Raw genomic sequence first — 13,900 nt, forward strand, 5'->3', positions numbered from 1 at the left:
CCTCTCCCCGTGACGGCCCTGACGGCCGCGATGGCCGTGCTCCCGTGACGGCCCTTCGAACCGGGAAACCGCCACCGCCGCGGATCGCGTTGCACGGCCACGCGGAATTAACCGGATGCGGTGAAGGGCCCGCCCTGCGAAGCTGCGCCGATGGACCGACGCCGCATCTCGCGCATCGCGCACACCCACCACCCCATCGCCGCACCGCTGGACGACGCGACCGTGCGCAGTCTGCTCGGCAGGGCGCTGCGCCGCGGCGACGAACGCGTCCTCGACCTCGGCTGCGGGGAGGGCGCCTGGCTGCTGCGGGCCCTCGACGGCCGCCCGGGTGTCACCGCGGAGGGCGTCGACCTGGACACCGGGGCACTGCGGAAGGCGGTCCGCGAGGCGGCCGCGCTCGGCGTCGGCGACCGGCTGACCCTCCACGAACAGGACGCGGGCGACTTCACCTCGCCGCACCCCTTCGACGTCGTGCTCAGCGTCGGCGCCGCACACGCCTTCGGCGGCCTCCTGCCGACCCTCGACGCGGCCCGCGCCCACCTCGCCCCGGGGGGCACCGTGATCGTCGGCGACGTCTTCTGGCAGCGCGAACCCACCCCGGAACTCGTCGAGACGCTGGGGGAGTACGAGGACCTGGCGAGCACCGTGGACCGGATCGTCGCGGACGGCTGGACCCCGGTCCTCGCCCACGTCAGCACCGTCCGCGAGTGGGACGACTACGAGTGGTCCTGGACCGGTTCCCTCGCCGAGTGGGCCCTGGACCACCCCGCCGATCCCGACAGCGGCGCCGCCCTCGAAGCCGCCGCCGTCCACCGCGCCGAGTGGCTGCACGGCTACCGGGGCACGCTCGGCTTCGTCACGCTGCTGCTGCGCCGCACGACCTCCTGAGCGGCACCGCTCAGAAGGCCTGCGCTTCGGCCGGCCGGGCACGGAAGCTGGCCACCACGATGTGGAGGCTGACGACCAGTGCCCACAGGGGGAAGACCAGTTCGGCCAACCGCACGTTCGGCACGACGAACAGCAGCGTGACGCCGACGAGGTACCCCAGCAGCACCAGCCAGCGCGGGAACGTCCCCAGCCGCAGCGCGACGGTGGAGGCCGACAGCACGAACACCGCGGCCATCCGCATCGAGTACGTCGTCAGCAGGCTGTAGGTGAGGTGCTGCCCGAAGTACGACAACTCGGCCCGCGGGGGGCCGGGCGAGGCCACCTCCGTGGTGGCCAGCAGGCTGCCGGCCGCTGCGGCGGCGCCGAAGAGCGTCGCGACGAACACCAGGCCGCTGCCGAGGAACACCGTCGAGAGGAACTTGTCCTCGCCCGGGCCGACGTGCGCGCGCACCGCGCCCATGAACCAGAGGAAGAAGATGCCGGCGAAGGGGATGAGGGCCAGCGCCGTCTTGACCCCGCTGCGCGAGGAGAGGGTGAGGGGCGAGCTGGTCAGCGCGCCCTCACCGCTGGGGATGGAGGCCCGGACCAGGACGATGGCGGCGCCGATCAGCACCGCGAACGCGATCCCCACCAGCCCCGCCGCTCGAGGCGTGCGCAGCACCTGGACCTTCATCGCCATGAAAGGTTCTTCCCTCGTGGACAGCCGGGACCGACTCATCCCAGGAAGCACCGGCGTACGTGATCACGCCACCCGGGGCGGACCGCGGGGGTGACGTGCCCGGGGCGCCCCGTGCGGTCACCCCGCGCGCTTGCGGGCGCGCTCCGCGACCTCGGTCATCTCGGCGATCGTGACCGGCCGCCGCTCCCTGCGCGAGACCTCGCACGCCTCCGCCACGAGCAGCGCATCGAGCGCCTCGCGCCCCTCGCAGGGGTTCTCCGACCGGCCCGCCACCACCTGCACGAAGGCGTCGATCTCCGCCCGGTACGCGTCCCCGAAGCGGTCCACGAACCCCGTCCACGGATCCGGCACGCCCGGCGCCGCGCCCGGTTCCACCGACGTGACCGGCGTACGGGGGCCGACGCCGACCGCGATCTGGTCCAGTGAACCGGCGAGTTCCATGCGGATGTCGTAGCCGGCGCCGTTGTAGCGGGTGGAGGTGGCGGTCGCGAGGGTGCCGTCGTCGAGGGTGAGGAGCGCCGCCGCGGTGTCCACGTCGCCCGCCTCACGGAAGAAGCCGGCCCCGCCGTTGGCGCCCATGGCGTACACCTCGACGACCTCACGGCCGGTCACCCACCGCACCGCGTCGAAGTCGTGGATCAGGCAGTCCCGGTAGAGCCCGCCGGACAGCGGCACGAACTCCGGCGGCGGGGGCGCCATGTCGGAGGTCAGGGCCCGTACGGTGTGCAGCCTTCCGAGGCGGCCGGCCCGGACCGCCTCGCGGGCGGCGCGGTAGCCGGGGTCGAAGCGGCGCTGGAATCCCATCTGGAGGACGGAGCCGGCCTCCTCGACCTCACGCAGGGCGGTGACCGTGGACTCCAGGTCGAGGGCGACCGGCTTCTCGCAGTACGCGGGGAGCCCGGCCCGCACGGCGCGGGAGATCAGCCCGGCGTGGGCGGAGGTCGCCGAGGCGATGACGACCGCGTCCGCGCCGCCCGCGAACGCCGCGTCGACCGAGGCCGCCGCCCGCGCACCGGCACCGAGCCGCGCGGCGGCCTCGGCGGCCCGCGCGGCGTCGGCGTCCGCGAGGACCAGTTCGGAGACCTCGGGGTGGGCGTGGAGGGTGGCCGCGTGGAAGGAACCGAGGCGCCCGACACCGAAGAGGACGACGCGCATGTACGGGGTGCCTTTCTCACGGGTGCGGTGGAGGCGCGGGCAGGGCGGCCAGGGAGTAACCGCCCCACCCGCGCCGGATCCGGGGTGACCGGGGACGTGCGTCCCTCAGCGGTAGAACGCCGGTCGGTCGACCAGCTCGACCTCGACGCGTCCGCCCGTGCTCTGCGAGCGGACACCGGCCTCGCAGATCGCCGCCGCGGCGTAGCCGTCCCACACGCTCGGGCCGGTGACCTCACCGCGCCGGGTGGCGTCTACCCACGCCTGGACCTCGCGGTCGTAGGCGTCGGCGAAGCGCTCCACGAAGTCCTCGGCGATCGTGCCGCCCCAGCGGCCCGCGGTGTTGACGAGCAGGTCGTGCGCGTCGCCGATCCGGGCGCTGCCGCGCTCGCAGACCGCCTCGGCCTGCACCTGGTATCCGAAGCCGCAGTTGAGGAAGACCTCGACGTCGACGACGGCCCCGCCGTCGGTCTCGAAGACCACGAACTGCGGGTCGTCCAGGTCCTCGGGCGCGTTCGAGGACGGGCGCGGGCGCAGCACCGTCACGGCGGTGATCTCCTGGCCGAGCAACCAGCGGGTCACGTCCATCTCGTGCACGAGCGAGTCGTTGACGAGGTTGGCGTTGGTGAAGCCGGGAGGGATGCTCGCGTTGCGGTGCCGGTTGTGCAGCATCAGCGTCCGGCCCAGCTCACGGCTGTCCAGCAGGGCCTTGAGCTTCGTGTACTCCGCGTCGTAGCGCCGCATGAAGCCGACCTGCACCCGCCGGTGCCCCAGCCTCTGCTCGGCATCCATCACGCGCAGCGCCGACGCGGCGTCGGGAGTGAGCGGCTTCTCGCACAGCACCGGCAGGTCGTGCTCGAAGGCGGCGAGCAGCGCCGCCTCGTGGGCGGGGCCGGGGGAGGCGATGAGGACGGCGTCCACGTCGGCCGCGGCCATCGCCGCGGCGGGGTCGGTGTAGGCCGTGCAGCCCTCGATGCCGTCGGCGACCGCCTTCACCCGCTCGGCGTCGACGTCGACGACGGCGGTCACCCGGGCGCCGCTCACGACGTCGTTGATGCGGCGTACGTGGTCGGCACCCATCTTGCCGGTGCCGATGACGGCGACCCCGAGCGGTCCGTGCTGCGTCATGATGCGTGTCTTCCCTTTCGTGGGCGGTGCGTCAGGCACCGCAGGAGCGCAGGAACTTCCGGGTGCGCTGCGCGATGGGCAGCGGCCGCTCCGGCTCGCAGGGGTACATGTCCTGCTCGACGATGGCGAAGAGGTCCACGCCCAGGCCCTGCGCGGCGGCCAGCACGGGCTCCAGGGCGGGCACCCCGGCCGGCGGCTCGCACATGACCCCGCGCTGCACGGCCGGGCCGAAGGGGATCCCGTTCTTGACGACGTCGGCGAGGATCTCCGGGTCGACCTGCTTCAGGTGCAGGTAGCCGATCCGCTCGCCGTAGGTCTCGATGAGCTTGACGCTGTCGCCGCCGCAGTAGGCGTAGTGGCCGGTGTCCAGGCAGAGGCTGACCAGACCGGGGTCGGTGGCGTCGAGGAAGCGCTCGACGTGCTCCTCGGTGTCGATGTGCGTGTCGGCGTGCGGGTGGACCACGATGTCCAGGCCGTACGTGTCGCGGACCTGGCGGCCCAGGCGCTCCATGCCGGTCGCGAGGTGTCCCCACTGCTCGGCGGTGAGCTCGCGCGGCTCGATGACCTCGGCGGTCTTGTCGTCGCGCCAGAAGGACGGGATGACCACCAGGTGACCGGCGTCCATGGCCTGGGCGAGGGCGGCGACCTGGCCGACGTGCTCCCACGTGGCGTCCCACACCGAGGGCCCGCGGTGCAGGGAGGTGAAGACGGTGCCCGCGGAGACCTTCAGGCCCCGGCGCGCGGTCTCCTCGGTGAGCCGGGCGGGGTCGGTCGGCAGGTAGCCGTACGGGCCGAGCTCGATCCACTCGTAGCCCGACTCGGAGACCTCGTCCAGGAAGCGCTGCCAGGGCACCTGCTGCGGGTCGTCGGGGAACCAGACGCCCCACGAGTCGGGCGCGGAGCCGATCCGGATCCGGTCCAGAACGGGGGAGGGGGCAGTCATGAGGAGGGCTCCTCTCACCGGTCGCCGCGGACCGGTCGTGGTTCGGTAGGGCGGCCCGTCAGGGCGGTGGTACGGATGCCCGCGAAGCTCCGTGGTCCCGCTGGAAGCTTCGCCGTCCGGCCGGGCAGCCGTCAAGAGTTAGTCCTGACATACGGACGTCATGTCAGAGTGGAACCGGGGTCGGGCGGGCCCTCACGGGGAGGGACGGCCTTCGCCCAGGTCCTCCGGTTCGGGCAGTTCCTCCACGTCGACACCGCGGACCTGGGCGAGTTCGTGCTTGAGCGCGGCCAGCTCGGCGCCGCCGGCCATGTGGTGGGTCAGCTCCTCCAGGGAGACCTCGTCGCGGCCCGCGCTCAGCTCCAGGGTGCCCAGCCGCAGCACCGAGAAGTGGTCGCCCACCATGAAGGCGTGGTGCGGATTGTGGGTGATGAAGATGACGCCCAGACCCCGGTCGCGTGCGGCCGCGATGTACTTCAGGACGACACCCGACTGCTTGACGCCCAGCGCCGCGGTCGGCTCGTCCAGGATCAGCACCCGCGCGCCGAAGTGGACCGCGCGGGCGATGGCCACGGACTGCCGCTGGCCGCCGGAGAGGGTGCCGATGGGCTGTTCCAGGTCGTCCAGGACGATGCCCATCGCCCGCAGTTCCTCGTCCGCGGTCCGTTTCATCCGGGCGATGTCCAGGCGCCGTACGGGCCGGGGGCCGCGGGTCAGTTCGGAGCCGAGGAAGAAGTTCCGCCAGACCGGCATCAGTGGGACGGTCGCCAGGTCCTGGTAGACGGCGGCGATGCCGCGGTCCAGGGCCTCGCGCGGGGTGTTCAGCCGTACGGGTGCGCCGTCGATGCGGAACTCGCCCTCGGTGTGCTGGTGCAGCCCGGAGACGATCTTGATCAGGGTGGACTTGCCCGCGCCGTTGTCGCCGAGGACGCAGGTGACCTGCCCCGGCCGGACGGCCAGGTCGACCCCGTGCAGGGCGCGGACGTTGCCGTAGCTCTTGCCCACCCGGTCCAGTTCGACGACGGGCCCGGGGACGGCGGCGGTGCCGTCGGGGTCGGTGGTGGTGGCGGTGGTCATCGGGCTCACCTCCGGGTCGCCGTGCGGCGGACCCACAGATTGACGAGGGTCGCGATCAGGAGCATCACGCCGAGGAAGAACTTGAACCAGTCGGGGTTCCAGTTGGCGTACACGATGCCCTGGGAGACCATCCCGAAGATGAAGGCGCCGATCACCGAGCCGATCGCCGAACCGTAGCCGCCGGTGAGCAGGCAGCCGCCGATGACCGCCGCGATGATGTACAGGAACTCGTTGCCGACGCCTTCGCCCGACTGCACCGCGTTGAACGAGAACAGCAGGTGCATGCCGGTGAACCAGGCCCCGAAGCCCACGGCCATGAACAGCGCGATCTTGGTGAAGGCCACCGGTACGCCGACCGCCCGCGCGCTGTCCTTGTTGCCGCCGACCGCGAAGGTCCAGTTGCCGAACCTGGTGCGCAGCAGCACCCAGGTGGCCAGCGCCGCGAAGCCGAGCCACCACAGCACCGTCACCTTGAGCTGGACCCCGCCGATGCCGATCTCCGAGGCGAACAGCGCGCGCGCCTGGCCGAAGCCGTCCATGTCGCTGATGGAGTCGGTGGCGACGTTGCCGGTGAAGATCTTGGTGACCGCCAGGTTGAGGCCCTGCAGCATCAGGAAGGTGGCCAGGGTGATGAGGAAGCTGGGCAGCCCGGTCTTCACCAGCATGTAGCCGTTGAGCGCCCCGATGCCCAGGGACACCACCAGGGCGACGGCCACCCCGGTCCACACGTTCATGCTCAGCTGGAAGCTGAACATGCTCGCGGTCAGCGCCGACGCGGTGACCGCGACGCCGGCCGAGAGGTCGAACTCGCCGCCGATCATCAGCAGGGCCACGGGCAGCGCCATGATGCCCATGACCGACGCCTGGTAGAGCACGGTGGCCAGCGAGCCCGCCTCGCGGAAGGACGGCGCCACCGCGAAGAAGAAGAGGTAGACCGCGACGGCGGCGATCAGCGCGCCGATCTCCGGGCGGGCCAGCGTCCTGCGCAGCAGCGAGCGTTCGGCGGTGCGGCCGTCCGTCTTGGAGGCGGGTGCCGCGGGTGGTGAGGGGGACGCCGCTGGGGCGGCTGCCTGGGACACAGGGATCACCGGGTGCCCTTCGCGGCGAACGAGGCCACGGACTCGACGTTGTCCTTGTCGACGAAGGCCGGGCCGGTCAGCACCGGGGCGACGCCTCCACCGCTGACGTTGCCGTTGGTCTTGTACAGCCACAGGGAGTCGACGGAGAGATAGCCCTGCAGGTACGGCTGCTGGTCGACGGCGAACTGCACGCCACCGTCCTGGACGGCCTTGACCAGGTCCTTGTTGAGGTCGAACGTGCCGACCTTGGCCTTGCTCCCGGCGTCCGCGACCGACTGGACGGCCGTGAGGGCGAAGGGCGCGCCCAGGGTGACGACGTAGTCGATGCCGGAGTCCTGCTTGAGCTTCGCCGTGATCGTGGACTTCACCGACGGCATGTCCGTGCCGTTGACGTAGAGGTTCTCGGTCTTCCCCTTGAAGGTCTTCTTCACGCCGGCGCAGCGGGCCTCCAGGGCGACGTGGCCCTGTTCGTGGATCACGCAGATGTTGTGCTGCGCTCCGAGGTCGTTGAGCTTGTTGCCCAGCGCCTCACCGGCGACGCTCTCGTCCTGCCCGAAGTACTCCAGCAGTCCCTGGTCCTTCCAGTCGTCCAGACCCGCGTTGAAGCCGACCACCGGGATGCCCGCGGCCTCGGCCTTGGCGACGACGTCCTTCATGGCGTCGGGCTTGGCCAGGGTGACGGCTATCCCGTCGACCTTCTGGTCGATCGCGTTCTGGATCAGGTTGGCCTGGGTCGCCGCGTTGGGGTCGTTGGAGTAGATGAGCTCCACGTTGTCCTTGGCGGCGGCGGCCTGGGCGCCCTTGCGGATCAGGTCCCAGAAGGTGTCACCGGGGGCGGCGTGGGTGACCATCGCGATCTTCATCCGCGGGGTGCCGGCCTTGCCCGCGGCGGGGGCGTCCGCCGACTCCTCGGCCTTCTTCCCGCCTGAGCTGCTGGAACAGCCCGCTGCGAGGAGGACCGCCGCGGCGGAGAGGGCCGCGACGGCGGAGATCCGACGGTTTCTGCGAGAGCGTTCCATGTTCCTGCACCTCACTGCGGTGGGAGGGAGAAGGGGACGGACGTGTTCACATGGCCGGGTGCTGCACGGGAGCAAACCCCTCCCCGGGGCGCCTGTCAAGACTTTGTCAAGACATCAATTCATCTCGACGTAACGACAAGATAACGACCCGGACTTCCGGCGGGCGGTACGTTCGTATGTAAGGACATAGTGTTGACATCGCGCGACCGGGCGGGCTAGACCTGACAGGGCCGCAGAGCGACCCCCCGGTGACGCACGACGAGGAGTCACGCCCATGACCGAGCCGTACGACCTGATCACGATGGGCCGGATCGGGGTGGACCTCTACCCCCTGCAGACCGGTGTGCCGCTGCCCCAGGTCGAGACGTTCGGCAAGTTCCTCGGCGGCTCCGCCACCAACGTCGCGGTCGCCGCGGCCCGCCTCGGCCGCAGCACCGCCGTCATCACCCGCACCGGCGACGACCCCTTCGGCGCCTACTGCCACCAGGCCCTCAAGGAGTTCGGGGTCGACGACCGCTACGTCACCCCCGTCGCCGCGTACCCGACGCCGGTCACCTTCTGCGAGATCTTCCCGCCGGACGACTTCCCGCTCTACTTCTACCGGCTCCCCAAGGCCCCCGACCTCGAGATCCACGCCGCCGAACTGGACCTCGACGCCGTCCGGACCGCCCGCATCTTCTGGATGACCGGGACCGGCCTGTGCGCGGAGCCCAGCCGCACCGCCACCCTCGCCGCCCTCGAAGCCAGGGCGCGGCGCGGCACCACCGTCTTCGACCTCGACTGGCGCCCCATGTTCTGGAAGGACCCGGACGAGGCCCGTCCCTACTACGCACGGGCGCTGGCCTCGGCCACCGTCGCCGTCGGCAACCTCGACGAGTGCGAGGTCGCCACGGGGGTGCGCGAACCACGCGCCGCGGCCGAGGCGCTGCTCGCCGCCGGTGTCGAACTGGCCGTCGTCAAGCAGGGCCCGAAGGGCGTCCTGGCCGTCCACCGCGACGGCAGCACCGCAGAGGTCCCGCCGGTGCCCGTCGAAGTCGTCAACGGGCTCGGCGCGGGCGACGCCTTCGGCGGCTCCCTCTGCCACGGGCTGCTCGCCGGCTGGGACCTGGAGCGGATCATGCGCCACGCCAACGCCGCCGGCGCGATCGTGGCGTCGCGCCTGGCCTGCTCCTCCGCGATGCCCACCGCGTCGGAGGTCCAGGACCTCCTCGACCGCGGCTGACGGTCCGTCCTCTGCCCGAAAGTGAGCTCCTCTTGAGCATCAGCATCTCCGACCTGGTGAAGGTGCGGACCCACCATCCCGAGGCGATCGCCGAAGCCGCCGCCCGCCGCGTCCGCCGCCCGCTCGTCGGCGACAGCGGCCGGTTGATGATCGTGGCCGCGGACCACCCCGCGCGGGGCGCGTTCGCCGTGGGCGACCGGGAGTTCGCCATGGCCAACCGCGTCGACCTGCTGGAGCGGCTGTGCACCGCGCTCTCCCGCCCCGGCGTGGACGGGGTCCTCGGCACCGCGGACATCCTGGAGGACCTGCTGCTGCTCGGCGCGCTCGAGGGCAAGGTCGTCATGGGGTCGATGAACCGCGGGGGCCTCGCCGGTGCCTCCTTCGAGCTCGACGACCGCTTCACCGGCCACCGCGCCCAGGACATAGCCCGGCTCGGCTTCGACGCGGGCAAGCTGCTCCTGCGCATCAGCTACGAGGACAGCGGCTCGCTGAGCACCATGGTCGCCACCGCCCGCGCCATCGACGACATGGCCGAGCACCGGCTCCCGGTCTTCGTCGAGCCCTTCATATCCCGCCGCGTCGACGGCAGGGTGCGCAATGACCTGAGCGCGGAGGCCGTCACCAAGTCCATCGCCATCGCCTCCGGGCTCGCCGGGACCTCCGCCTACACCTGGCTCAAGGTGCCCGTCACCGATGACGTCGACGACATGGCCACCGTCATGGAGACCTCCACCCTCCCCGCCGTCCTGCTCGGGGGAGAGGTGGGCAGGGAACAGGACGCGGTCTACGAGAAGTGGCGCAAGGCGCTGCGCCTGCCCACCGTCCAGGGCCTGGTCGTCGGCCGCACGCTGCTCTACCCGGCGGAGGGCGGTGTGGAGACCGCCGTCGACACCGCCGTCGGCCTGCTGTGACGTCCCGGTCGAACCGCGAGAAGTGCGAGGCTCACGCCATGACCAGCACCGAGAACCACCTGGCCGCAGGGAAGGCCGCCGCCGGCCCGTACGCCGTCGACGTCGACCCCCGACGGGCCGGCTGGGACCACTCCTCGCTGCGGATCCTGGAACTCGCGCCCGGCGGGCGGCACGAGTTCGCCACGGGTGACAGCGAGTGGATCGTGCTGCCGCTCTCCGGAGGCTGCGAGGTCTCCACCGGAGAAGGGACGTCCCGGCTCACCGGGCGCGAGAGCGTCTTCGCCGGCGTCAGCGACTTCGCGTACGTGCCGCGCGACGAGACGGTCACCGTCACCACCGCCTCCGGCGGCCGCTTCGCCCTGACCGGTGCCCGCTGCGACCGCCGGCTGCCCGCCCGCTACGGACCGGCCTCCGCCGTCCCCGTCGAGCTGCGGGGCAGCGGCAGCTGCAGCCGCCAGGTCAACAACTTCGGCGCCGCCGGGGTCTTCGAGTGCGACCGGCTGATCGCGGTCGAGGTGCTCACCCCGGCGGGCAACTGGTCGTCCTTCCCGCCGCACAAGCACGACGAGGACCGCGAGGGCGAATCGCGCCTGGAGGAGATCTACTACTTCGAGATCGCCCCGGCGCACGGGAAGGAGGGCATCGGCTACCAACGGGTGTCACCCTCCGGCAACGGCCGCAACACCGACGTCCTCGCCGAGGTCCGGCACGGCGACGTCGTCCTCATCCCCGACGGCTGGCACGGCCCCTCGATGGCCGTCCCCGGCCACGACATGTACTACCTCAACGTCATGGCGGGCCCGGGGGAGGAGCGCGCCTGGCTGATCTGCGACCACCCCGACCACGCCTGGGTCAGGGCCACCTGGCCGGACCAGCCCGTCGACCCGCGCCTTCCGCTGTACACCGCCCCCGCCGTCACCGACGAAGCCCCCGAGAGGTCCTGATGAGCAGCCAGTCCGTACGACGCCTCACGGTCGCCCAGGCGCTGGTGCGGTTCCTGTCCGCGCAGTACACCGAGCGCGACGGGGTCCGCCGCCGGCTCGTCGCCGGCACGTGGGGCATCTTCGGCCACGGCAACGTCGCCGGCATCGGCCAGGCCCTGGTGGAGTACCGCCAGGAGATGCCCTACCACCAGGGCCGCAACGAGCAGGCCATGGTGCACGCCGCCGTCGGCTACGCCCGTCAGCTCAACCGGCTGTCCGCGCAGGCCGTCACCACCTCCATCGGCCCCGGGGCCACCAACCTCGTCACCGGCGCCGCGCTCGCCACCGTCAACCGGCTGCCGGTGCTCCTGCTCCCCGGCGACTCCTTCGCCAACCGCCTCCCCGACCCGGTGCTGCAGCAGCTGGAGCACACCCAGTACGGCGACGTCTCCGTCAACGACGCGCTGCGCCCGGTCTCCCGCTGGTTCGACCGGGTCACCCGGCCCGAGGCCCTGATCCCGTCCGCGCTCCAGGCGATGCGGGTGCTCGCCGACCCGGCCGAGACCGGCGCCGTCACGCTCGCACTCCCGCAGGACGTCCAGGCCGAGGCGTACGACTGGCCGGAGGAGTTCTTCGCCGAGCGCGTCTGGCACGTACGCCGCCCGGTCCCCGAGGCCGCCGAACTCGCCGCGGCCGCCGAGGCGGTGCGCGCCGCGCGGCGCCCGCTGATCATCGCGGGTGGCGGTGTCCACCACAGCGAGGCCGAGCCCGCCCTGCAGGCGCTGGCCGACGCCACCGGAATCCCGGTGGCGTCCACCCAGGCCGGCAAGGGCTCGCTGCGCCACGACCACCCGGCCGACCTCGGCGGCGTCGGGCACACCGGCACCGCCGTGGCCGACGACATCGCGCGCACCGCCGACCTGGTCATCGGCGTGGGCACCCGCTACACCGACTTCACCACCGCCTCCTCCACCCTCTTCGCCGCCTCCGGGGTGCGGTTCCTCAACCTCAACGTCACCGGCTTCGACGCCCACAAGCTCGGTGCCCGCACCCTGGTCGGCGACGCCCGCGCGAGCCTCGAAGCCCTTGCCGGGGCCGTGGCGGGACACCGCGTCGACCCGGCGTACGAGGCCGAGTACCGAGCGGGCAAGGAGAGCTGGGAGCGCGTGGTCGACGGCGCGTACGCCGCGGACGACACGGACCGCCCCACCCAGACCCAGGTGCTCGGCGCGCTCGACTCGGTGGTCGGCGACGACGACGTGGTCATCAACGCCGCCGGCTCCCTCCCCGGTGACCTGCACAAGCTGTGGCGCGCCCGCTCACCGCGGCAGTACCACCTGGAGTACGGATACTCCTGCATGGGCTACGAGATCCCCGCCTCGATCGGCGTGCGGATGGCTGCGCCCGACCGGCCGGTGTGGGCGCTCGTGGGGGACGGCACCTACCTGATGATGCCGACGGAGATCGTGACCGCCGTCCAGGAGGGCGTGAACGTCAACCTCCTCCTCATCCAGAACCACGGCTACGCCTCCATCGGCGGACTGTCCTCCGAGGTCGGCGGCGAGCGCTTCGGCACCGCCTACCGCTACCGGGTCGCCGACGGCTCCTTCACCGGCGACCCGCTCCCGGTGGACCTCGCCGCCAACGCCGCCAGCCTCGGGATGGACGTGCTGCGCGCGCGGACGGTGCGCGAGCTGCGCGAGGCGCTGGCCGCCGCCCGTGCCTCCGACCGCCCGACCTGCGTGTACGTCGAGACCGACCCCACTCCGACGGCCCCCGCCGCCCAGGCCTGGTGGGACGTGCCGGTCGCCGAGACCGCCTCGCGGGAGGCGGCCGTCGAGGCCCGCAAGTCCTACGAACGGCACCTGGGCGACCGCCGCCGCCACCTGTGAGGCGGCTCCAGGAACCCGGCACCACCGGCCGCGCCACCGACCGCACCGGCCCGCCCGCGGGCTCTTCGAGAAGGGGTGGACCCAAATGTTCGGACAATGTGATGTCAGAGTTTCCTGAGTTCGAGACCGGCGGATACGCTCCCCCTGTGTCCAAAGCAGAGTCCGCGCCGCTCGAGTTCGAGGTGGACCGCTCCAGCCCGGTGCCGCTGTACTACCAGCTCGCCCAGCAGCTGGAGGGCGCCATCGAGCACGGCAGGCTCGCCCCGGGCAGCCTCCTGGGCAACGAGATCGAACTCGCGGGACGGCTCGGCCTCTCCCGGCCGACCGTCCGGCAGGCCATCCAGTCCCTCGTGGACAAGGGACTGCTGGTGCGCCGTCGCGGCGTGGGCACCCAAGTCGTGCACAGCCAGGTCAAGCGGCCCCTGGAGCTGAGCAGCCTCTTCGACGACCTCCAGGCGGCCGGGCAGAGCCCTGCGACCCAGGTGCTGCGCAACGAGACCGAGCCGGCCTCCGCCCTGGTCGCCGCCGCGCTCGGCCTCGCCGAGGGCAGCGACGTCGTCGTCCTGCAACGGCTGCGCTTCACCCACGGTGAGCCAATGGCCCACATGTGCAACTACCTGCCGCCGGGACTGCTGTCCCTGGACAACGCCAGGCTGGAGTCCACCGGCCTGTACCGCATGATGCGCGCCGCCGGGATCACCCTGCACAGCGCCCGTCAGTCGGTCGGCGCCCGGTGCGCCACCGAGGCGGAGGGCGAGCTGCTCGCCGAGGACCCCGGGGCCGCGCTGCTCACCATGAGCCGGACGACGTACGACGACACGGGAAGGGCCGTCGAATACGGCACGCACATCTACCGCGCCTCCCGCTACGCCTTCGAGTTCCAGCTCCTCGTACGGGCCTGAACGACCGCGGAACCCCCCCTTCCGCAAGCATCGCACCCTGTGACGGATACTTGGTCGGTTCCAAGACCTGCAGGGAAAGGCACGACGT

Annotated in this window: 13 protein-coding genes; 6 read left to right on the forward strand and 7 right to left on the reverse strand. The window is 72.0% G+C overall.

The annotated features are described in order from the left end of the window. Positions 1-150: 150 nt before the first annotated feature. The gene (locus ABZ312_RS17115) at positions 151-888 is read left to right on the forward strand and encodes an SAM-dependent methyltransferase (protein ID WP_500438023.1); all 738 of its coding nucleotides are present in this window, start codon (positions 151-153) and stop codon (positions 886-888) included. Positions 889-898: 10 nt separating this feature from the next. On the opposite strand, the gene ABZ312_RS17120 is transcribed toward ABZ312_RS17115, so the two are convergent. The 7 genes from ABZ312_RS17120 to ABZ312_RS17150 all read right to left on the reverse strand — a co-directional run bounded on the left by ABZ312_RS17120 (position 899) and on the right by ABZ312_RS17150 (position 7,962). After that, positions 899-1,567: a hypothetical protein gene (locus tag ABZ312_RS17120; RefSeq protein WP_500321627.1), complete on the reverse strand. Its 669-nt coding sequence runs from the start codon at positions 1,565-1,567 to the stop codon at positions 899-901. Between the two features lie 117 nt (positions 1,568-1,684). Continuing rightward, on the reverse strand, positions 1,685-2,722 hold the full coding sequence (locus ABZ312_RS17125; RefSeq protein ID WP_500321626.1) for a Gfo/Idh/MocA family protein: 1,038 nt from the start codon (positions 2,720-2,722) through the stop codon (positions 1,685-1,687). A gap of 105 nt (positions 2,723-2,827) precedes the next feature. Continuing rightward, positions 2,828-3,847, reverse strand: a complete 1,020-nt coding sequence (locus ABZ312_RS17130) for a Gfo/Idh/MocA family protein (RefSeq protein WP_500438025.1) — start codon at positions 3,845-3,847, stop codon at positions 2,828-2,830. Positions 3,848-3,878: 31 nt separating this feature from the next. After that, positions 3,879-4,790, reverse strand: coding sequence for a sugar phosphate isomerase/epimerase family protein (locus ABZ312_RS17135; RefSeq protein WP_500321624.1), 912 nt, complete (start codon positions 4,788-4,790; stop codon positions 3,879-3,881). 192 nt (positions 4,791-4,982) lie between these two features. Continuing rightward, positions 4,983-5,864: an ATP-binding cassette domain-containing protein gene (locus ABZ312_RS17140; RefSeq protein WP_500321623.1), complete on the reverse strand. Its 882-nt coding sequence runs from the start codon at positions 5,862-5,864 to the stop codon at positions 4,983-4,985. Between the two features lie 5 nt (positions 5,865-5,869). Beyond that, the gene (locus ABZ312_RS17145) at positions 5,870-6,952 is read right to left on the reverse strand and encodes an ABC transporter permease (RefSeq protein WP_500321622.1); all 1,083 of its coding nucleotides are present in this window, start codon (positions 6,950-6,952) and stop codon (positions 5,870-5,872) included. Continuing rightward, positions 6,949-7,962: a sugar ABC transporter substrate-binding protein gene (locus tag ABZ312_RS17150; protein WP_499514770.1), complete on the reverse strand. Its 1,014-nt coding sequence runs from the start codon at positions 7,960-7,962 to the stop codon at positions 6,949-6,951. Before ABZ312_RS17150 ends, ABZ312_RS17145 begins: the two co-directional genes overlap by 4 nt. 274 nt (positions 7,963-8,236) lie before the next feature. Here ABZ312_RS17150 and iolC point away from each other — a divergent pair, with 274 nt between their 5' ends. From iolC to ABZ312_RS17175, 5 genes are all read left to right on the forward strand, one after another. Continuing rightward, positions 8,237-9,184 (forward strand): 5-dehydro-2-deoxygluconokinase, encoded by a 948-nt coding sequence (gene iolC, locus ABZ312_RS17155; protein WP_500357024.1) that lies wholly within the window; start codon positions 8,237-8,239, stop codon positions 9,182-9,184. A gap of 32 nt (positions 9,185-9,216) precedes the next feature. Then, positions 9,217-10,095: a Cgl0159 family (beta/alpha)8-fold protein gene (locus ABZ312_RS17160; RefSeq protein ID WP_499514772.1), complete on the forward strand. Its 879-nt coding sequence runs from the start codon at positions 9,217-9,219 to the stop codon at positions 10,093-10,095. A gap of 38 nt (positions 10,096-10,133) precedes the next feature. Further along, positions 10,134-11,039: a 5-deoxy-glucuronate isomerase gene (iolB, locus tag ABZ312_RS17165; RefSeq protein WP_500321619.1), complete on the forward strand. Its 906-nt coding sequence runs from the start codon at positions 10,134-10,136 to the stop codon at positions 11,037-11,039. Beyond that, entirely contained in the window at positions 11,039-12,910 is a 1,872-nt protein-coding gene (gene iolD, locus ABZ312_RS17170; protein ID WP_500438026.1) for a 3D-(3,5/4)-trihydroxycyclohexane-1,2-dione acylhydrolase (decyclizing), read from the forward strand. The genes iolB and iolD overlap by 1 nt, the downstream gene beginning before the upstream one ends. 101 nt (positions 12,911-13,011) lie before the next feature. Next, positions 13,012-13,812: a GntR family transcriptional regulator gene (locus ABZ312_RS17175; protein ID WP_500438028.1), complete on the forward strand. Its 801-nt coding sequence runs from the start codon at positions 13,012-13,014 to the stop codon at positions 13,810-13,812. Positions 13,813-13,900: the final 88 nt, after the last annotated feature.

The organism is Streptomyces sp. NPDC006207 (genome assembly GCF_040613835.1).
In the GTDB taxonomy this organism is placed as follows: Bacteria; Actinomycetota; Actinomycetes; order Streptomycetales; family Streptomycetaceae; genus Actinacidiphila.